Source organism: Paenibacillus sp. FSL K6-0276 (assembly GCF_037977235.1).
GTDB lineage: Bacteria > Bacillota > Bacilli > Paenibacillales > Paenibacillaceae > Paenibacillus_AQ.
The window spans coordinates 5,910,448-5,931,161 of sequence record NZ_CP150276.1; the positions used below are offsets into that span (position 1 = coordinate 5,910,448).

The window sequence follows — 20,714 nt, forward strand, 5'->3', positions numbered from 1 at the left end:
GAGATTCTCTCAGCAGCCTTTTTTTTGAGTTTATATTCTAAGCTAGGCCTACACCAGAAACATAGCGACAATCGTTGTGACTATCAGCCCAATCAATACCGGTTTAACATTACGTCTAGCGAGCTCAAACGGGCTTACGCCGCAGATGGCTGCTGCTGGAATCAATGCCCACGGGATCAACGTGCCCCCGCCAACCCAAATGGCTGATACCTGACCGAGCGCAGTTAAAGTAGCTGCATCGGAATGTGTGGCAACAGCGAACAATTTTCCGATGGACCCCGCAAGTGAGATTCCCGAGAACCCTGAACCATCAAGGCCCGTAATAGCTCCTGTTATGGTTGCAGTCACAGCACCTACAGCACCATTCAGAGGCACATTATGAGCTAGGGCAACCCCCAGATCATTTACTATACCCTGCGATGCAGCAGGTAAGACTTTGCCAAACAATTCAGCAAAGGCCGAATCACCTAGATAGAAGAATGCAGCAATCGGAATCACTGGACCGAATACTTTAAAGCCAAATGTAAGTCCATCGATCAAATATGAGGTGACTTGCTCCAGTCCTTTATTACGATGTGCGAGCAATGTTACTACAACCAAGATAAATACAGCAGTCCCACCAACTAAGGCAGTTGCGTCTCCACCCTGTAAATCCAGCAAAAACATGCCTGCCACATCAGCTAGAAACAGGAGTGGGATAGCGATCGCCAGCCATTTCTTCAGTGTGGGAGGAATCACCGCTTGACCTTCTACCGCATCACTCTCTGCAGCTAGCGCACTCGCGGCATTTTTCCCGGAAATAAGTCCGTCTCGCCAAGTACCGTTTTTCTGATCTCGTCGCATCATCCAATAAGCTGTTACTGTAGTGACTACGCCCATCACTATAACAAGCGGAATACTCGCTTCCATGACACTGCTTACCGGAAGTCCTGCCGCATCTGCCGTTAATTTGGGTGCACCTTGAATAATATAATCACCTGAGAGCGCAATTCCGTGACCGAACAGGTTCATTGCCATCGCCGCTCCAAGAGCTGGCAATCCTACGCGAATAGCAACAGGTAACAGCACAACCCCGATCAAAGCCACTGCGGGCGAAGGCCAGAAGAACCATGATGTCACCATCATAATGAAGCCAATACCCCAAAAGGCTATAAATGGTGTACGTAAAAAACGGGTAAGCGGGGCAACCATCGTCTCATTTATTCCGGTACGGGTTAATACTCGGCTCATGGCTACAATGATCGAAATAATCATAATCGTACCCATTAGCTCCTTGGTTGCATATACAAAAGAGTTGAATACGCCTGTGACCGAACCACTAATCGTTTCTGTCGCGAGCCAGCCTAGTACAAAGATGCCTGCAATACAGATCATCGTTGTATCCCGCCGCTTAATCAGAAGTGCCATAATGAACACGATGAATGCCAGATATACATAATGGAGCGCTGTTAATTGGATGCCCATCTCTGAACCACACCCTTCTCCTGCTTACAAGTGCTATATGTTATGCAGGGGTGTAGGCTAATGTTCGGTAGAAATGGGCGCTAAAATATTTATGATTTATATAGAAAGAGACGCTTTTGCTAATGTATCCATCACCTCGTCGCTTATAAATGGTGCGATAGACACGAGGGCTTTTAACCCTTCTTGTTCAAAAGCTCTTCTAGCACACTCATCTAGTACTTCGTCACTTATAAACGGAGCGATAGACAACAACGCGTTAATTCCTTCTCGTTCAAAGGTGCTTCTTGCACAATCGTCCAGCATCTCATCACTTATAAACGGAGCGATAGACAACAACGCGTTAATTCCTTCTCGTTCAAAGGTGCTTCTTGCACAATCGTCCAGCATCTCATCGCTTATAAACGGAGCAATAGACAACAACGCGTTAATTCCTTCTCGCTCAAAGGCGATTTTTGCGCACTCATCTAGTACTTCTTCACTGATAAATGGAGCGATGGATAGCAGATCTTGTATCGATACTGGATGCTTCACATGTTCGAATACCCCGTCCACATGTTCTGTAAGAAGAATGGGCGCAACTTCGGAAATTTCGGCTACTGAGAGTTCATTTTGATTTAAAAATTGTTCTGTGGTATTTTCGAGTACATTTACTACTATCTGTGTCGATTTGCTCTTTTCAAGGATTGCATCAATGCTCACATTAAAGATTTCGGCCAGCTGGGGAAGCTTAGAAACATCCGGCATTGACTCTCCTCGTTCCCAATTACTAACCGCCTGATAACTAATGCCTAGTTGATCGGCAAGCCCCATCTGAGTCATCCCTGTCTGCTTTCTTAAATCAGCGATATTCTTGCCTACCTTTAACATATCGAACATTGAAATCTCCTCCTCATTTATGATGATTTCAGTGTATCTATTACTATTAATTTTGTATATCAAGCGCTGCTTGAGTGCTTAACGAGATGCATAGTACGCAAAAAAAGCCGCCCCACGCGTAGATAGAATCTACACATGAGACAGCTTTCTTAGTGTTGCCTATTTAGAAATTTATTATTTAACTACAACTCCGCCATCAACTGGCAGCTCAACACCTGTAATGTAAGAAGATTCATCGGAAGCCAAGAACAATACAGCTTCAGCTACTTCAGAAGCACGTCCAACACGTGGCAATGCGGTCTGAGACATAAAGAAGCTATGCATTTTTTCGTTATTTACAAATTCAGCACTCATTGGGGTTTCGATAAATCCTGGGTGAACAGAGTTCACAATGTCATCTTTACCAAAGTCTACAGCTGCTGCTTTACTTAGCATACGAACTGCACCTTTAGAAGCTGTATAAGCACCAGCACCGCTGCTGCCAGTCAAACCTGCGATGGAGGAAATATTGACGATGGAACCACCTTTATTGTTCTTCATTTGAGGAACAACATGCTTCATGCCAAGGAATACGCTGCTCACGTTGATGTTCATTACTTTGTTCCATTGATCTACAGTGGATTCGAGCAATTGAACTGGGAACGAGATACCTGCATTATTTACCAGGATGTCGATTTTTCCGAATTTGCTAATCACATCTTCAACCCGAATGCTAGAGCCTATGCTGGATTATTTTATGTACGTGGCTGACTTGCCATTAACCTGTCTTGAAAAGATCGAGATGTTATTCGATTTCTTTATTCAGGATCAAAATCATCTAAGTATTATCTTTATGGTGAATTTTGAAAGCTACGCCGCTCACTTGAATGAGCCTGTAGAGGATGTTCTGGATTTCAATGCATTAAACCGCAAGATTTGGCATGAGTACTCCAGGATCATCCAAAACGGGGTAGAAGACGGTTCTATTCGTGCCGGTCTTCCCGTGAAAGAGACCCTAATTACGCTCATGAACAGCTTTGCTCTCTTTTCCAGAAAACTAACGATGAAGAAGAACATCCTCCTGCTAGAATCGGATTTAGACTCCGACAAGCAGCTTGCCCTTCTTAAACAGATCTTTCTGGATCATTTAAAAGCCTAAAAAGCGCCAGTTTCCTTATGAGGGGAACCTGGCGCTTTTTTGATCTCACATTCGATTGTTAATGAAAAGGACAGGTGGCCGCAGGTGATCGTTGATAAAGGAAACGAGGGCTAAAATCATATTCTTTCAAAGTACCATCATGCCAGATAGGTGTAGACGACGGTGACATAGGGGGTATCAGCCATGACCAGCGCCCCGAAACTTGACGTTCATGTCCCTGTTCTTGCTCCTGGAATCGAACAAATTGATCGGCTGCCGTATGATGATCTACAATGCTGACCCCTGCTTGCTTAAAGGAATGCAGCACTGCACGGTTCAGCTCAAGAAGTGCCCGATCTTTCCATAGGGTTGTGTTGCTGGAACGATCGAGACCCATTAAATCAGCTAGGGCAGGCAGGGTGTTGTAGCGTCCGGTATCCCCTAAATTGCGCGAGCCGATTTCAGTCTCCATATACCAACCGTTAAAAGGAGCAGCCGTGTACATAATCCCGCCGATTTCCAACTGCATGTCCGAAATGATCGGCACCGAATACCAACGGAGCTGAAGCTCTGCAAAACGTTCAATTTCGGGATGAGTCAACGGTACCTCCTGAATGAGTTGATCGGGAATAGGGAACACGTGTGGATGCCCGTTGCCAATACTGATCACTAGCGGCAACACATCATAGTCACCACCTGTCCCTTGCCAGCCTAATTGCTGGCACAAGCTTGTGAATTCATCCGATGCCGGATCGCCAGCGCGTTCGTGTTCTTCATCGCCAGGGTACCCAGCGTAGCGAATCAATTGATGATTCCAAATCCGAATCCGCTGAGCCGGATCTTCCCCGCTGCGGAAGACCGTGATGAGCGGACGAATACGACCTCCATTGTTCGCCTTTTCCAGATGTCGTAGCAGAGCCTCTGCTACTTGCTCCTCGGTCTCAGCCTGACGTTCATCAATCAGATCTATAGAATGCCAGAAGAGGCGGCCAATGCAGCGGCTATTATGACGCCAAGCCATTCTTGCCCCATGCATCAATTCCTCCGTTGTATGTGTGTAACTGCCTGATTGATTGATTTCTTCTTGTACGGCTAGGATGCGATGATCCGTGTCGGCTTCGGACTTATCTAGTTCAGCGTAACATTGTCGAATAAAAGCGTCCGCCTGCCGGGTTAATTCTTCGATGTGTTTACCATTCATATCGTTTATCCCCTATCCAAGCTCTTGCTAGAACTTTCAATCCAGTATACCATCCACACTCCAATGCTACATCCTTTAGGGAATAGCAAACGAGAACAACCCGTGAAACTTAGCGCTTCACGGGTTGTAGCAGGAACATTTAGCGTTCTGAACGTTTCCCTTGCTGATTCAATGAGGCAAGTCTACTCTTGTCCTCAGCCAGCAGTTCTTCAGCCAATTCCACACCTTGGGGGCCTAGCGAAGCCTTAGCTTGCAGAATCGCCTGTTCGGTATGCGCCAGACGGTTCTCAGCCTGTGCCAAAGTCTGTTCTGTTGGATGACTAAGTGCCTGTGAGACAGAGAAATGAAGCTTACCCAAAGAATTTTTGGCTTGAGTTACATTGTCATTCGCTTGCAGACTGGAATCGGACTGTTTCATAAATGAAATTCGCTCCCTTCTGAAATGCGCCTGTTCCCTTCTAGCATGGTTTAGGTTAAGTAACTTTATGCATTACATCCTACTGAATGATGGATTGCATAAAAGTAGTCATTTCTTTGTTGGCTTTATTCAAGCGTTCAATCACCCCGCTGAATTCGGTGACCAGTTCTGCTTGTGCGTGTGAAGAAGCGGAGATCGCTTCAATTTCTAGCTCCATCTGTTTAATGGACTTTTGAACATCGCTCAGCGATTTTTCAATATGATGGGTCGCTTCTTTGGTGTTGACGGAGAGTTTACGCACTTCTTTAGCCACAACGCCAAAACCCGCCCCCTGCTCACCTACACGCGCAGCTTCGATGGCCGCATTTAGTCCAAGCAGGTTTGTCTGCTCAGAAATCTCACGAATGAAGCCCGTAACCTTATTCACTTCTTGAGACTCTGCTACCGCTCTACGTGTATTATCTAATATTTGCTGAGAGGTGGCTGATAATTCTTCAGATTGTGCAGCCACACTCTGAACCATGTCCATTAAGTTACTGCTTATCCCATTAATCTCGTCTGTGAAGACCTCAAGCTTATTTTCATTCTCGGGTGTATAGGCAATTGCAAATACCCCTATCACTTCGTTGTCTGTTCCATATATAGGCACACATGTTGAAATCACAGGAAATCCATAAATTTCTGCTGGAATCCGGTTAAAACTAACCTCACCTTTTAATCCATTTGAAAGCGTGGGGTCTTCAGGTGGAATAGGACTTCCTTTGACCAGTCCAAAATCAATGTCATCACTTGGAGAACAATACTGGAAGATTTCCCTGTCCGTTATACCGATCATAATATCTTGCGATTGATCTTTTTGAAGTAAGGCGCTGCGAGGACTAAGGCATCGATAATACTCATCTGTTCATCTCCCATTAAGTAAATGTATATGTAGGTTTATCGACACAAAGGGTTACATAATGAATATTGTCATATTAAAGTAACAATCCTACCGTAAGATTGGTTCATGAATACTAAACCTATTAGCAGACGCCAATTTCTGAAGAAAAGTGCTCAAGTGACGCTGGGGCTGCTTGGAGCAGCTAGTGCTTCCGGCATCTATTCACACTGGGTTGAGCCCTACTGGCTTGAAATTAAATATATAGATATAACGCTGCCTCTACTCCCTCCGACATTCGATAGATTTCGTATCGTTCATTTCAGTGATTTACATTTAGGAGTGTATTCGAGGTCTGAAGCCTTGGCGGAGTTAGTGCAGCAAATTCAACATGTTAATCCAGATCTGATTTGCTTCACCGGGGATCTATTAGATCATTCTGCCGATTATATTTCTGAGGCTATAGCCTTGTGTACACAGTTGCGGGCACCCTTTGGACAATATGCTGTGTTAGGTAACCATGATGCTTTTGGCACTCGAAAGGCTGTAACGAAAGGGTTAGCACAATCTGGCTTTCACGTACTTCATAATGAGCATGTTGTCTTAAAAAAAGAGGCGGAGGAGCTTTATCTATCTGGAGTAGATGATCCATGGGTCGGCAAAGCAGATATTAATCAAGCGCTGCTTCATATCCCTGAAGAGGCATGTACCATACTCCTTGCACACGAGCCTGATTTTGCCGATGAATATCGTGAGCTTCCCATAGATCTGCAATTGTCTGGCCATAGTCATGGAGGGCAAATTCGACTGCCACTTGTAGGCGCTTTGTATACCCCACCTCACGGCAGTAAATATTCAAGCGGATTATATCAGCTCCCGAATAGCCGACTCCAAGTCTATACCACACGTGGGATTGGAGTGACTCGTATGCCTATACGTTTTAATTGTCGTCCCGAGCTTACCGTAATTACTTTAAAGTCCTATTGATTGTGTCATAAAATTAAAAAATGGTTAAAAAGTATATACCTTTTACACGTCTTTGCAACAACACTGTAACCGCGTTTGTAATCAAATCTATTTGGGGCCAAGGTATAATCGTAAGAGTGATAGAGGACAACAACATCACATCAAACTACATATGAGCCCATTATTGGGGAGGAGAAATATAACCATGAACAAAACTATGAAATGGACATCTGCCATACTAGCTACTGGAGTATTACTTGGAGGTTCGGGCCTCCTCGGAGGAAATTCTGTTCAAGCCGCAACTACCGGAGCGAAAACGGTCAAACAAGCCGTACAACAACCCTCTGTGGTGCTTAAATATAAGGGTCAAACCTTAACGCAGCAAGCAAAAATAGTTGACGGGAACACCATGATTCCTTTAACCGTATTGCGAGACGCCTTCGGTCTTCCCATTAATTATAATTCAACCACAAAGACTTACAGTGTGGGCAGCGACTCGATGAAACTGAACATGGAGGTCTCTGACTATGGTGTCAGCACAGATTTGAACGGATATTACATTTATAGTATGACCGGAAATCATGAATCGAAGATGATTAACAACCGCTTGTATGTTCCGTTTAAACTGTTATCTGATTATTTAGGAGTGCAAGGCGTATATAATCCTACACATAAATCGCTTGATCTAAGTAAAAGAGTGATGAATGACATCAAAATCACCTCTGAAACCTTAGACAAGAGCAACAAAAATGCTAGTATTAAAGTACAGTATCCAAAAATCAGCGGTCTAGCGGAGGAAGTGCAAACTAAGATTAATGCTACCTTCAAGAAACAGGCTGAACAATTCGTCTCAAATAGCGAAGAGCAGGCTAGCCGTAGAGATGGCACTGTAGGGAATAAATATGACTTCTCTCAATCTTATGTTGTCTCCTTTAACCGCGAAGGCGTGCTTAGTATTGTAACGGATCAATACGAGTATACCGGTGGAGCACACGGCGGCACCATGCGCGAGGGACATACCTTCTCGCTGAAGGATGGTAAGCAAATAGAACTGAAAGACCTGCTAAAGGCAGAACCAAACTACAAACAAAAACTAGATAAAATGTTGAAGGAAAGCACCAAGGAGCTAGCTTTTCCGGATGCACCTGGTGGACTAACAGAAAAACCAAACTTCTTCGTTTCCGAGAGCGGTATTGTAATCTTCTACCAACAATATGAAATTGCTCCTTATGCAGCTGGAATTCCTACGTACACCTTTAATTTTAGTTCAATACTACCTAAGGGTACTAACCCTTTTGCTGCCTTCAAATAAGCCTTAACTCTTAAAAAGAGCGTCTCAGTCATTAAGACTGGGACGCTCTTTTTGATCTAAATATTATGCTTCTAAACTGCCGGCTGGTCCGAAGAATTCAAAATGAATTCTCTCATCAGGTACCTTCCATTCCTTTAGAGCCTTATAGATCGCCTTCATAAAAGGGGTAGGTCCACAGAAATAGAATTCAGAGTTTACGTCTGCCACCTCTTGCAGCCAAGATAAATCAATGTAACCGGATTTATTGAACATGTCTCCTTCAACTGGAGATTCATAACATACATAGGAGCGTAAAGCAGGATGAGATTGCGCTAAATCCGCCACCCTATCTTTCATAGCGTGCAAGCTTCCATTGATGGCTGCATGAATATACGTTACCTCGCGTTCTGGCTGTGCAGCAATTAGCGTCTCCAGCATACTTACCATTGGGGTTAATCCCACACCCCCACTAATTAGAACCACCGGAGTATCACTACTCTGATCCAGTACGAAATCGCCCGCTGGAGAGCCCACTTCTAATATAGATCCCACTTGAATGACATCATGCAGATAAGTGGATACGACGCCTGCCGGTTTATCTATTCCTTCGCCTTCTCGTTTGACAGTGATACGGTAGTACGACTGTCCCGGAGCACTGGACAAACTGTAGTGGCGAATATGGGTATATTCCTCACCATCGGGCTGAACACGAACCGTGATGTACTGACCCGGTAAGTATGAAGCTATTTCCCTTCCATCCTCTGGAGAGAGGTAGAAGGAAGTAATAAGCTCGCTTTCTTTAACCTTCTTAGTCACGACAAAATTTCTAAATCCACTCCAACCCCCGGAGCCTCGGCAGCTTCACGATACTTCTCTGCTTCGACACCAATAAAAGCATCTGCGATCACACCATAAGCCTTGGCCCATGCACCTATAATTTCCGGCGTTGCCGAATCGCCAAGCACTTGCCCAATCGCAGCTAACAGGGTCTCGCCCACGATAGGATAATGCTCAGGCAATACACCCAGTGCACGATGCTTCTCTGCAATCTGTTTTACCACAGGCAAGATATTTCCTAGCTGATCAATATTTATGGCCGCTGCAATGACTGCGTTAGCAAGCGCCGTCTGCTGTTTACCTTGCCGCTGGTTGGCATGATTAAATATATTTAATAGCTCTGGATGGTTTTCAAATAACATGCCATAGAAGACAGTAGTAATGGTTGTTCCATGAACCTGTAATACAGGAACCGTTTATTTTATGATATCAATCGTCTGCTGATCTAACATATAAATAACCTCTCTTCTACAGTGAAATAATTACCTTATAAAAAGCATATAGAAGCTGCGAATGAGCGAGTGTGCGCTGAATCACTTGAGAATTTAATAAAACGTGAACAAACAGAAAACGCAATGATATCCATCACAATCGAATGTCTATTTCAAAAAAAAGCTGTCCAAGCAGCTCTATAGCTACCGGACAGCACTTTAGTTCTTATTTTGACAGCTCCACAAAACCTTCTCCGAATACATCTCTTACATCGTGGATGGTGATAAATGCCTCTTTATCAATCGATCTTACGATTTTCTTGAGCATGGTTACTTCCTGTTTGCTAATGACAATATAGAGCAGCTCTTTGGGTGCCTTACTATAATACCCTCGGCCATAAATTACTGTGACGCCTCTATCCATAATTCCATTGACTTGTTCAGCAATTTTGTCCTGCTCCTTGGATACAATCGTAACTGCCTTCTTTGAATTGACTCCCTCAATAATGAAGTCCATCACCTTAGTCGCTATATAGAGCATCACAATCGTAAGCATCAGACTTTGAACACCAATAATGAAATAAGAAGCGAACACCACAACTAAATCGACGAGCAGTAGAGCATAGCTGACATTCCAGTCCAAAAATTTATGCAGGATTCTGGCGATAATGGTTGACCCTGCGGTCGTCCCACCCACTCTTATGATCAGTCCAATACCCACACCTGACAAGATACCTCCAAATATCGCATTGATGATCAACTCATCGCTGGCAATATGCCAGTTCTTCGTAAGAATCAGAAAGATCGAATTGAACAACACCGCAATAATCGTGTATACCGTCGTCGTTTTGTCCAGAAATTTGTAACCCACAATCAATAATAAAGAATTGAGAATCAAACTAACAATACCGGGAGACCACTGATACAGATAGTAAGTAATCATAGTCAGTCCCGTTACCCCGCCTTCACCGAACTCGTTCGGAATAACAAACAAATTAACGGCCAAGGAGAACAGCAATGCCCCTACAATGATGGAAACAATATCCGATATACGCTTTTTCATACAATGCCCCTTCTACCCTATATCTATATCTACATCCACAAATACTAACACCGCTTTGATATAGTTGTAAACAAACCAGTAGAAAACAACAGTCTATATATGCAGTAACCGACTATCCCACCGCAAGTGTTTAATATAAGATCATCCACATCAAAGGTACCGATATACAATACTAATTGAGTGAATTCAAAACAGAAGCTCAGTGCTAGCGAGAGGATGAAGACTCTTTGAAATAACCTAACTTTTTGAGAAAACAGCATAGGTACTAAGATACCAAACGGAATAAATGCCAGAAGGTTGCCCACCAAATTAAGCGATGAAAAAGGATCTGAAAGTGACAGTCTCTCCATCTCTTGCGAGATCTCCTTAAAGGGTATATAGTTACCCGGTCGATTAAAAATTCTGTCAGGATGCTCGAGCATACGCCCCGCTTGTTCCCACAGCGATTGCAGATTGATCGGTGCGCCTTTAAACAAAATGATGCGGATCAAGAAATACATATAGACGATGAATAAGGCTGCCAGCAAAAATTCCATAGTAGACTTACTTTTAAGCTCTGTACTCATCGAAATGTAGTCACAATTACGCCATCCATATTATCCCCAGACGTCTTATATTGCCCTTCCTTCGGAATCTTAATACTTGTATATCCGGATACCGGATAATAGCTTACTGTATATGTTTTATCGTCTACAATCGTTGAAATTTCTTTGCTCTCCTTCAAGAGATCCAAATATTGTTCCAGCACAATCTCCTTCTCATGGATGATCGCACTGTGAGGCAACCCGACATAACGGAAATGCCAAGGTTCATATTTTATCCCCGTAATCTCGGTTTTGTCTTTCGGATAACGTAGAATAAAGCCATATTTCCAAGCGTTTTTTTGCAGCCATTTTCCTTCAGGCGCTTTGCTCATTTCAGATTGAGACGATCCTATGTCCAGAGATAACCCTAAATTATGTTCGCTATATTGCGCTGGTAAAGCATAGTCCGAGCCTTTTTCCTGATATAATTCCTCTTGCTCATCAAAGTCCCTGTACCCACTGCTGATTAAAAAATGATTCACGCCATCCTTCTCAGCAGCTTTGATCATCTTATTGAATTTATGCGCTATACTTTCAGACAGACGAATAGAGGTATCCAGTAGTCCATAGCCCTGAACCAGATCTCTCTGATCATTTAAAGTTACAACATCAGTCTTCACACTGTCCTCATGTACCGGATATTTTCTGTTAACCAGCAACAAATCCCCTTGATATACCTGATCTTGCGTAACCACCTTTAAACTATCGCTATTTCTAACCGATCCTTTCCGGATCTTATCATCATTATCTAGATTACCCGTATCCGGTAAATAACGAGCTGCTGCATAACCAAGCAACAACATAACGATCACCAAAAAGCCCCACTTCTTCATCAGTAATGTCCTCCCATTTCCTTGATAGGAATAGAATAACGAAAACACTTTAAAGAAAAAGCGGGGCAATTATAAAGTTTTTCTTAAACTCTAAGTTTCACTGGTTTTAACCATTAAAAGTATACCCTACGCCCCAGATCGTCTTAATGAATTTATTTTTATTCATATCTTCGCCAAGCTTTTTGCGCAAGGTGCGGATATGTACCATGACCGTGTTGCCACTCTCATAATAAGCCTCTCCCCATACCTGTTGGAAAATACTCTCTGCGCTAAATACCTGCTTAGGATGACTGGCCAATAAATGCAGAATATCAAACTCTTTCGGAGTTAAGTCTATAACCTCCCCATAAAGATTTACGGTGTGCTCATCTGGCGAAATCGTCAATCCACCCACTTCAAGAATCGATTTAAGAACGGCTACGGGCTGACTGAATTGTATAGAACGTCGAAGTTGAGAATTAACACGGGCGACTAATTCCATTGGATTGAACGGTTTGGTCATATAATCATCTGCGCCCATGACAAGTCCCGTGATCTTATCGAGATCAGAAGTCTTCGCACTTAAAAAGATAATCGGCAGATGATGCTGCTCCCGAATGTGGCGGGTTACCTCATAACCATCCAGCCCTGGCATCATAATATCCAGAATCGCCAAATCTACCGTTTGGGACTCAATAGCTTGTACCGCTGCCCGCCCATCGGATACTTTAATGATATGATACCCCTCTTTTTGCAAATGCAAGGCCACCAAATCCGCAATCTCTGCCTCGTCATCCGCAATTAAAATCGTGATGCGCTTCATCTATATTTCACCCCTGTAGGTTTGTGCTATGTAATCTTCATCCATTATACCCTAAACTTAAAAACCACTCCTAGGAAGAAGTGGTTTCGATGAAATCTATAATGAATAAATAGAACTGCTATAAAATTATTTATTTTTATTATAGCTCTCTAGTAGGGCCTCTAATGAAATGCCATTAACTGTGAAGCCTGAAAGATTGCATTCCCTTATATCTACATTCGAAAGATCACACTCTACAAAGGATGTGCCATTCAGCTGGCATCGTTCAAACTTATTGCCTTTGCCATACAAGTGAATATCATGGAAATAAGCTTCTCCTAATTCACTATTGCTGACCTCGATTTCCCACAGTCCCACTTCATTAAACTTAACAAGATGCATATTAATATCGTTAAAAGTAGTACTGCTCATATTAATATTGTCAAACTTGGTACCCGCCATATTTACATTGATGAAGTTCGTCTTATGCATATCAATATCATCAAATTCACTTTGGCCCATGGCCACACGACGAAAGTTTGTTTCAGGCATTCTTTCATCCTGAAAGACTCTTTTCTTGAATTCGTCTTGCAATTTGTTTTCATTTAGATTGTTATTCACTGTACTCAACATCTCCCTTTTTAAGATCGTTCTTGATCTGCGGAGTCTACTCTCAACAGCTTCAATAGATAAATCAAGGAAATCAGCGATTTCCCTAACCTTGTAGTTGTCGATATAGAATAGAATGGTGACTATACGGTTAGCTTCAGATAAGGTGTTTAATGCATTCCACACATCTTGCTGGAGTTCCTTTCGGAGGAGCTTATCTTCGGTACTTTCTAGCTCAGAAACCTCCATTTTCTCCATCAGTTCATATGCCGTTTTCTTTTTATTCGACCTAAACCAATCCATGCATTCCCGTGTGGTAACTGCATATAACCAACTGGCGAGTTTCTCAGGCTCATTTAAGTTGGGTAATTTACGATAGGTTTTAACAAAAACCTCTTGTGCAATGTCTTGTGCGATGTGGAAATCACCCAATTTACCATAGGCTACCCCGTATACTGCATTGGAATATTTGCTGATAAGTACACTGAATGCATCCATATCACCATTACACACCTTATTTACCAGTTCTGCATCCGTACAAATCACTCTTCTCCTCCTTCAAATCGAACTCATAACATAGACGGAAAAGGAGTTCAAAAACCGTCTTTATGCCTGCAAAAATCTTTTTAATGAAGAGAGGTCGATTAGGTTTCTGTACTACTGGCTTGCCGATACAGCTCACGACTCTTATAACCAGCCCGTAGAATCATCTTCATTTCCTCTTTACGCTTAGCTCTTGTTGCCTCTTGTTTGGCACTATAGACATATCGAGCCCAATCTTTGCGATATCCAGGGGTAAGCGATTGATAGATCATAAGCAGCTCTGGTGTATCCTTCAGATCTTGTTCCACATTTGGAATGAAGGAGATATAATCATCCACGCACTGACTGGGTGTAGTGGAAAGCTGACCTTTACCCTTAGCGTCCTCTTTTAGTCCCACAACTGTAAAGACATCATCCAACCCTACCATACGTGCAAATTTAATATTGCTTGCCCCGATGTATCCATTCTCATCACTACCTAGACCTTCTAATAAGTCATCACGATGAATAAAGGTCGGATACACTTTGTTCCCCTTTTTAGGGTATGCCACAAAGAGATAGCCATTCTTATGGAGATGCTGATGCTCAATCACACGGTTCATTAATTCCTGTAAGGACCCCATATCTAGTACAAAAGCAAATATAAGATCATACGCCCCTTCGAGCGAAGTATCGTAGTCCGTCAATTCCGCTAAATAATCTGATCCCTCTGGTTTATTCAATATCGCTACTTGGTTGTATTTTTGCAAGCTCAGCTTTTCTACTATTGTTTTAGCCACTATGCTTCATCCCCCAAATGTATTCGGATGCTTCTTCATCGTGATCATTATAGCCTAATTAATACCTAATCTAAAACATCCTACGCGCCGTCACAAAACGCTTCTTCCACTTATCACTAAAGGCTTCATAATGCACGCCAAGCTCTTTTGAATACGTGTGTAATATCTGATTATTTCCCGCATACATGGCAACATGACCAATGTCGAGACCACGTGCACTAAAGAACAACAAGTCCCCTTTACGCAGTTCGCTGATCCCAACTTGCTTCCCCTCTTTGGCTTGATTATAAGAGGCGCGTGGCAGATCCACCGACAACACATTCTCAAATAAATGCCCTACGAAAGAAGAACAGTCAAAAGTTGACGTCTGGTTCGTTGCTGCACCAAATTCATAAGGGGTTCCCAGATACTTCTCTCCGTAAGCAAGCAGCGCGCTTCCCTGCTTCTCCGCGAGCGACTCACTAGTATAATTGCTATATTGGGGTTTAGCAGATATGTATCCCGTCTTGTTATCTTGCGTTCGCACTTCTAACCAGAAAGCATCCACTTCTCTAACGACATGGACCTTATCTCCTACAGACAACATTTGCTGAACTGCTGACTGGCCCGATGAGTTTGGCGAACTTCGCAGGTTAACTCCATAAAGAATCGTCGTATCGTAATTAATCGCTGAGTAGATGCGGACGGTCCGAGTATTAACATCCCACTTCACGGAGCTTCCCAAAGCCTCGCTGACAAAACGCAGCGGCATCATCGTATAACCGCCCGCAATTTGGCCCGGAACAGTTAAGTTTAAGGATTGTCCATTTTTGTTCGCGGTCGAATCTCCTATCTGATAGGTCAGCACGAGATCCCCTTTGGTGGCTTTAACTGTTTTGGTATCGTTATTCCATGACATCTTTGCTCCCTGTTCTTCAAACAGCTTGCGCATGGGAACAAGCGTTGTACCGTTTATAAGCAAGGGCTGAACCTCTAGTTCAAGCTGCCGATCATCCAGATAAATGCCCGTAACCTGATTCTGAGGCGTCGCCGCCGCATGAGCTGGAGCTGTATAGAGTATAGATGTAAGTAGTAGAAGTAGTATCGCTTTCTTTTGAATCTTCATGATGTCATCCCCTAGTTGATTGATACGTTCATATATTATTACTAAAAAGAGGGTAATTAGTTTTGTTACAATTATTGGGAGCGACGCCTAACTACAGCCCAAAGCTACCAAGCATAAACGCCTTCGGCGTCCTTATAAGGACGGTAAGCGTTTACGCGAGAAATATAAAACATAAAGTATAGTGCTAAACTTATACTTTCTTATATTTTTGACGGATTGTAATATGAAGTGCGACAGCTAAACAGAGAAAGCCCATGGGGATTCGTGTAGAATGAAGTTACCACACACCATTCACACAAGGAGAATCACACCATGGGTTACACTCATCTTAGCATAACGGAGCGAAGCAAACTAGAAGTACTATACGGATTGGGATGGTCTAGTCGAGCGATTGGGGCAGAACTTGGACGTCATCACTCCGTCATTGCCAGAGAACGGAAGCGAGGAGGCAAGGGAAATACCTATCTTGCTGAGACCGCTCAGATCGCGTATAGCGAACGTCGACAAGGGAGTAAGTCGACAGGTCGTTTCACCGCGGAACTGGCCGGAGAGATCAATGAGAAACTCCGACTTACCTGGTCGCCCGAGCAGATTGCTGAACAGCGTAGAGCCAGTGGTCAACCCTTCGTATGCTTCAAGACGATCTACCGTTGGCTATATGCAGGTCGTCTGGTTGCAGGCGAAGTAAAGGTGCTACGGCATAAGGGTAAACGACGTAAACCACTGGAGACACGTGGTCGATTCCTCGTGGGGAAAACCATTAGTCAACGGCCAAAGGGAGTACGAAAGAGAGATTCCTTCGGGCACTGGGAACTAGATACGGTGGTTTCCAGCCGAGGAAAAAGCCGTGCTTGTGCCGCGACCTTTATCGAGCGCAAGACACGGATGTATCTGGCCGTAAAGATGCCCGACCGTACCGCTCATTCGATGGAGATCGCCTTTGGTGTTGTGGCTAGCCAGTATCCGCAAGAAACTTTCCGAACGGCTACTGCGGATCGAGGAAAGGAATTCGCCTGCTATAGCGCTCTGGAAGCCTTTCATGGACTGGATGTCTACTTTGCTGATCCCTACTCGTCCTGGCAACGAGGGTCTAACGAGAATGGCAACGGACTCCTTCGAGAGTTCTTTCCCAAAGGCCATGATTTTGCACAAGTTTCAGATGAGGAGCTTGCCCACGCCCTAGATCTCATCAACCACCGCCCCCGGAAATGTCTGGGGTGGAAGTCTGCTCACGAATCTTTCATGTCCGAAGTGTCGCACTTAGCTTGACAATCCGTCTTTTAAAAAGAGGACTGTAGCCACCTTTCGGTGCCACAGCCCTCTTTTTAATCCACTTCAAAAATAGAATCAATGATAATCGGAAGATTATCTCTTACAGAAACAGCTCCCAATACAGAACGAGCATGACTACCCTTATCTCCGAACACCTCCAGCATTAAATCCGAACAGCCATTGAGCACTTTATGATGTTCTTCGAATAAGGGATCTGCATTCACAAATCCTTGGATTTTGACCACTCTCTTCACTTTATCCAAGGAGCCTAAAGCTGACTCAAGGACGGCAAGGATCTCGATTCCAGTCTGACGTGCAAAATGGTAGCCTTCTTCGGTGGTAAAGTCTTGCCCCAGCTTTCCTTTGGGATGCCCAGCCGGTCCTTTTCCTGATACAAAACATAATCCATTAACCATTACGCAGTTAGCGTATTTAGCCGCTGGCTCACTAGCTCTAGGTAGGACAATACCTAATTCTTCAAGTCTGTTCGCTATGGTTCGATCCGTCACTTCAGTCTCCCCTCCATTCACAACAGTTTCAACACTCAATTTATTTACAAGAGATGCCCGTTTATTATTTCGCTTCGACCTCTGCTTCCCATCTCGCGATCTCAGCTCGAACGATTGGCGCTACTTCTGTACCCAATAGCTCAATGGCTCTCATTACATCCTTATGAGGCATCGTCCCTAGCGGTACATGCAGCATAAAGCGTGTAATGCCTACGTGTTTGCGTAGGTGAATAATCTTCTCAGCAACAGTATCTGGATCTCCTACATACAAGGCGCCTTCAAATCTACGTGCTGCATCATAGCTTGCCCGACTGTAATGACCCCATCCGCGCTCCCGGCCAATCACATTCATGCTAGCCTGTGTAGAAGGAAAGAACATATCGGCAGCAAGCTGATTATCTTCTGCAATAAAGCCGTGCGAGTGTGAGGCAACCGGAAGCTTCGATACATCATGACCCGCTTGAGCGGCAGCCTTCTTATAGAGCTTCACGAGCGGCGCAAACTGCAGCGGACTGCCCCCAATGATCGCGAGCACAAGTGGTAGCCCGAGCAGTCCCGCACGGATCACAGATTCCGTATTGCCTCCACTGCCAATCCATACGGGCAAAGGATTCTGAACAGGGCGCGGATAAATCCCCAGATTATTGATGGCAGGACGGTGATTTCCACTCCAGGTTACTTTTTCCGATGCCGTTAATTTTAACAACAAGTCCAGCTTCTCATCGAACAACTCATCGTAGTCATTTAGATCATAGCCGAAGAGTGGGAAAGATTCGATAAAAGAACCCCGGCCCGCCATAATTTCTGCGCGTCCATTCGAGATTCCATCTAGTGTTGCAAAATCCTGAAATACACGTACTGGATCTGCAGAGGACAGCACGGTTACCGCACTGGTCAGCCGAATCCTTGTCGTCTGTGATGCAGCCGCAGCCAGCAAGACTGCTGGAGAAGACGCCGCATAATCTTTTCGATGATGCTCACCCACACCAAATATATCTAATCCTACCTGGTCAGCAAGAACAATCTCCTCTACTACCTCGCGCAATCGCTGCGCATGGCTTATTAACTCACCGGTTTGAACATCCGGTGTTGTTTCTACGAAAGTACTGATGCCTATTTCCACTTACAAATCCCCCTTAACTATAATTTTTTCTTCGAGTTGTTTGATTATAACACAAGTTACGGTCAAGCATAAACGCCTTTGGCGTCCTTATTAGGACGATAAGCGTTTAAGCGAGAAATATAAGAATAATGTATAGCGTGAAACTTATACTTTCTTATATTTCAAAAAAGCTAGGCATTAATGCCTAGCTCCAGCTTGTCGAGAAACTCATCCTTTAAATTTGCAGAACATCGCTGACAAATAGAGGATTTTGATGAAATATGTTGAAATCATCTAAAGCAAGTAGCTCTCATGCTTGATATAGGAGGGACATATGCTTCAAAGAAACAAACACAAAAATTCCATATCCAAACAAACCTTCAATCCTGTTCGGGGTTCCTTAAAAATCGCCGTAATATATTTTATTGTAGGGTGCTTATGGATCCCCATAACAGATAAGGCCGTTTCCACTTTTACGCGAGATCCGGAGTGGATAAGACTTATTAATATAATTAAAGGCTGGTTCTTTATTCTCATAACGGCTTGGCTTATCTTTGCACTAATTCTAGGTACTCTCAAACGGATTAAAAGGATCGAAAAGAAACTGGATCTTGCCTATAGGGAAAGGGTAAGCGCACACGAAAATCTAGAGGCCGCCTATGAGGAAATCACAGCTACTGAAGAAGAACTCAGACAGCAATATGATCAGCTCATTGAGAATCAAGAGAAGCTAGCTTTGAATGAAGAAAGGATGCATTATCTGGCTTATCATGATCTATTAACCGGCTTGCCCAACAAATTAGCTTTTTATGAGAATGGGCTTCGCATTTTGGAACTGAACAACATTGCAGCCTTAATGTTCATCGACATTGATTACTTCAAATACGTAAATGATACGATGGGCCATGAATTTGGTGACCGGCTAATTGTTAAGGTTAGTGAGAGATTGGTCTCCCTAGTTGGGAGTAGTGGAGAAGTGTATCGTTTCGCTGGGGATGAATTCATCGTTCTTTTATATTCTATCGAGAACAGTCAGTGCATAACTAGCGTAGCCTCCCACATTATTGCCGGTTTTAAAGACGCCATTGAGATGGATGACAGTCTGCTGCACGTTAGCCTAAGCATCGGAATCAGTACTCACCCCGAACATGGAAGTAATATTATGGAACTCCTTAAATGTGCAGACATCGCTATGTATAAAGCCAAAGACGCCGGCAAGGGCCAAATTATCGTCTTTGATCAACCGTTGAATGATACCTTTACTGAGCGAATGAACATTGAGAAGCAGTTATATAATGCTTTAGAGAAAAATGAGCTGGAAGTATTCTATCAACCCCAGATTGATCTGACTCAGAATAGGGTGACGGGACTAGAGGCTCTTATGCGCTGGAACAACCCTATACTAGGAATGGTCCCTCCGGATAAGTTTATCAAAATAGCAGAAGACTCCCATCTCATCATTCCTCTTGGAGCGTGGGTGCTCAGAACGGCCTGTGCCTTTTTGAAAAGTCTTCATGAGCAAGGATTATCACATCTTACGATGTCTGTTAATATTTCAATGCTGCAGCTACTGCAAAGCGACTTCAATGAATTAGTTCTAGACACCTTGCAAGCCTCCGGGCTAGACCCTGAATACTTAGAGCTAGAGATCACAGAGAGTGTTCTGGTTGAATCTTATGAATATGTGAGCAGTAAACTAACTGAACTCAGAGCTTACAACATTAAAATTGCACTGGACGACTTTGGTACCGGTTATTCCTCCTTAAGTTATCTTACTCATATGCCGATCTCAACTTTGAAAATAGACAAGTCCTTTATTGATTCCATTCGAACAGGGACACATCAAGCTGTTCTCGTAGAACAAATTATTATGATTGGTAAACGAATGAATATGTGTGTTATTGCAGAAGGTGTGGAGCAGACTGTGCAACTCGATTATCTGCAGGAGCAAGGCTGCGATAAAATTCAAGGTTACTTGTTCAGTAAGCCGCAGTCTGCACAGAGCGTACAAGAGCTGTTAACCGAGTGGGAGAAGGTTTCGAGCTTAAATGAATAA

Annotated in this window: 20 protein-coding genes and 1 pseudogene; 5 read left to right on the forward strand and 16 right to left on the reverse strand. The window is 43.6% G+C overall.

The features are described 5' to 3' along the window. Nucleotides 1-48: 48 nt before the first annotated feature. From MHH52_RS27870 to MHH52_RS27880, 3 genes are all read right to left on the reverse strand, one after another. Complete coding sequence (locus MHH52_RS27870; protein WP_313638720.1) at nucleotides 49-1,464, reverse strand: hypothetical protein; 1,416 nt, start codon at nucleotides 1,462-1,464, stop codon at nucleotides 49-51. A gap of 96 nt (nucleotides 1,465-1,560) precedes the next feature. Further along, nucleotides 1,561-2,340 carry a helix-turn-helix domain-containing protein gene (locus tag MHH52_RS27875; protein ID WP_340005660.1) on the reverse strand — a complete coding sequence of 260 codons (780 nt, stop codon included), beginning with the start codon at nucleotides 2,338-2,340 and terminating at the stop codon, nucleotides 1,561-1,563. 174 nt (nucleotides 2,341-2,514) lie between these two features. Then, nucleotides 2,515-3,036: an SDR family oxidoreductase gene (locus tag MHH52_RS27880; RefSeq protein WP_340005662.1), complete on the reverse strand. Its 522-nt coding sequence runs from the start codon at nucleotides 3,034-3,036 to the stop codon at nucleotides 2,515-2,517. On the opposite strand from MHH52_RS27880, the gene MHH52_RS27885 reads away from it, so the two are divergent. Further along, nucleotides 3,008-3,478 carry a TetR/AcrR family transcriptional regulator gene (locus MHH52_RS27885; protein ID WP_340005664.1) on the forward strand — a complete coding sequence of 157 codons (471 nt, stop codon included), beginning with the start codon at nucleotides 3,008-3,010 and terminating at the stop codon, nucleotides 3,476-3,478. The two genes, MHH52_RS27880 and MHH52_RS27885, sit on opposite strands and share 29 nt — an antisense overlap. Nucleotides 3,479-3,536: 58 nt before the next feature. Here MHH52_RS27885 and MHH52_RS27890 read toward each other — a convergent pair whose 3' ends face one another. The 3 genes from MHH52_RS27890 to MHH52_RS27900 form a co-directional block, all read right to left on the reverse strand. Next, on the reverse strand, nucleotides 3,537-4,658 hold the full coding sequence (locus MHH52_RS27890) for a nitric oxide synthase oxygenase (protein WP_340005666.1): 1,122 nt from the start codon (nucleotides 4,656-4,658) through the stop codon (nucleotides 3,537-3,539). Between the two features lie 139 nt (nucleotides 4,659-4,797). After that, complete coding sequence (locus MHH52_RS27895) at nucleotides 4,798-5,076, reverse strand: hypothetical protein (RefSeq protein WP_313638725.1); 279 nt, start codon at nucleotides 5,074-5,076, stop codon at nucleotides 4,798-4,800. Nucleotides 5,077-5,155: 79 nt separating this feature from the next. Further along, on the reverse strand, nucleotides 5,156-5,911 hold the full coding sequence (locus tag MHH52_RS27900; RefSeq protein ID WP_340005668.1) for a methyl-accepting chemotaxis protein: 756 nt from the start codon (nucleotides 5,909-5,911) through the stop codon (nucleotides 5,156-5,158). A gap of 171 nt (nucleotides 5,912-6,082) precedes the next feature. On the opposite strand from MHH52_RS27900, the gene MHH52_RS27905 reads away from it, so the two are divergent. Both MHH52_RS27905 and MHH52_RS27910 read left to right on the forward strand, forming a co-directional pair. Beyond that, nucleotides 6,083-6,940, forward strand: coding sequence for a metallophosphoesterase (locus MHH52_RS27905; RefSeq protein ID WP_340005669.1), 858 nt, complete (start codon nucleotides 6,083-6,085; stop codon nucleotides 6,938-6,940). Nucleotides 6,941-7,124: 184 nt separating this feature from the next. After that, nucleotides 7,125-8,231, forward strand: a complete 1,107-nt coding sequence (locus MHH52_RS27910; protein WP_340005670.1) for a DUF4163 domain-containing protein — start codon at nucleotides 7,125-7,127, stop codon at nucleotides 8,229-8,231. A 63-nt stretch (nucleotides 8,232-8,294) separates the two neighbouring features. Here MHH52_RS27910 and hmpA read toward each other — a convergent pair. The 8 genes and pseudogenes from hmpA to MHH52_RS27950 form a co-directional block, all read right to left on the reverse strand. Beyond that, nucleotides 8,295-9,499: pseudogene (hmpA, locus tag MHH52_RS27915) on the reverse strand (NO-inducible flavohemoprotein). A gap of 205 nt (nucleotides 9,500-9,704) precedes the next feature. Then, nucleotides 9,705-10,541, reverse strand: a complete 837-nt coding sequence (locus MHH52_RS27920) for a YitT family protein (protein ID WP_313641848.1) — start codon at nucleotides 10,539-10,541, stop codon at nucleotides 9,705-9,707. A 44-nt stretch (nucleotides 10,542-10,585) separates the two neighbouring features. Then, entirely contained in the window at nucleotides 10,586-11,107 is a 522-nt protein-coding gene (locus tag MHH52_RS27925) for a VanZ family protein (RefSeq protein ID WP_340005671.1), read from the reverse strand. After that, nucleotides 11,104-11,958 carry a M15 family metallopeptidase gene (locus MHH52_RS27930; RefSeq protein WP_340005672.1) on the reverse strand — a complete coding sequence of 285 codons (855 nt, stop codon included), beginning with the start codon at nucleotides 11,956-11,958 and terminating at the stop codon, nucleotides 11,104-11,106. Before MHH52_RS27930 ends, MHH52_RS27925 begins: the two co-directional genes overlap by 4 nt. Nucleotides 11,959-12,064: 106 nt before the next feature. Further along, nucleotides 12,065-12,760: a response regulator transcription factor gene (locus tag MHH52_RS27935; protein ID WP_313641845.1), complete on the reverse strand. Its 696-nt coding sequence runs from the start codon at nucleotides 12,758-12,760 to the stop codon at nucleotides 12,065-12,067. A gap of 126 nt (nucleotides 12,761-12,886) precedes the next feature. Then, nucleotides 12,887-13,894, reverse strand: a complete 1,008-nt coding sequence (locus tag MHH52_RS27940; protein WP_340005673.1) for a sigma-70 family RNA polymerase sigma factor — start codon at nucleotides 13,892-13,894, stop codon at nucleotides 12,887-12,889. 98 nt (nucleotides 13,895-13,992) lie between these two features. Next, the gene (locus MHH52_RS27945; RefSeq protein ID WP_340009855.1) at nucleotides 13,993-14,673 is read right to left on the reverse strand and encodes a YdeI/OmpD-associated family protein; all 681 of its coding nucleotides are present in this window, start codon (nucleotides 14,671-14,673) and stop codon (nucleotides 13,993-13,995) included. Between the two features lie 67 nt (nucleotides 14,674-14,740). Further along, nucleotides 14,741-15,775, reverse strand: a complete 1,035-nt coding sequence (locus MHH52_RS27950) for a stalk domain-containing protein (RefSeq protein ID WP_340005674.1) — start codon at nucleotides 15,773-15,775, stop codon at nucleotides 14,741-14,743. A 312-nt stretch (nucleotides 15,776-16,087) separates the two neighbouring features. Here MHH52_RS27950 and MHH52_RS27955 point away from each other — a divergent pair, with 312 nt between their 5' ends. Further along, the gene (locus MHH52_RS27955; protein WP_340003901.1) at nucleotides 16,088-17,044 is read left to right on the forward strand and encodes an IS30 family transposase; all 957 of its coding nucleotides are present in this window, start codon (nucleotides 16,088-16,090) and stop codon (nucleotides 17,042-17,044) included. A gap of 56 nt (nucleotides 17,045-17,100) precedes the next feature. Here the strand turns inward: MHH52_RS27955 and MHH52_RS27960 are convergent, their stop codons facing one another. Together MHH52_RS27960 and MHH52_RS27965 are read right to left on the reverse strand one after the other, a co-directional pair. Continuing rightward, entirely contained in the window at nucleotides 17,101-17,556 is a 456-nt protein-coding gene (locus tag MHH52_RS27960) for a RidA family protein (RefSeq protein ID WP_340009857.1), read from the reverse strand. Nucleotides 17,557-17,620: 64 nt separating this feature from the next. Next, nucleotides 17,621-18,679, reverse strand: coding sequence for an LLM class flavin-dependent oxidoreductase (locus MHH52_RS27965; RefSeq protein WP_340005676.1), 1,059 nt, complete (start codon nucleotides 18,677-18,679; stop codon nucleotides 17,621-17,623). A gap of 313 nt (nucleotides 18,680-18,992) precedes the next feature. On the opposite strand from MHH52_RS27965, the gene MHH52_RS27970 reads away from it, so the two are divergent. After that, nucleotides 18,993-20,714: an EAL domain-containing protein gene (locus MHH52_RS27970; protein ID WP_340005678.1), complete on the forward strand. Its 1,722-nt coding sequence runs from the start codon at nucleotides 18,993-18,995 to the stop codon at nucleotides 20,712-20,714.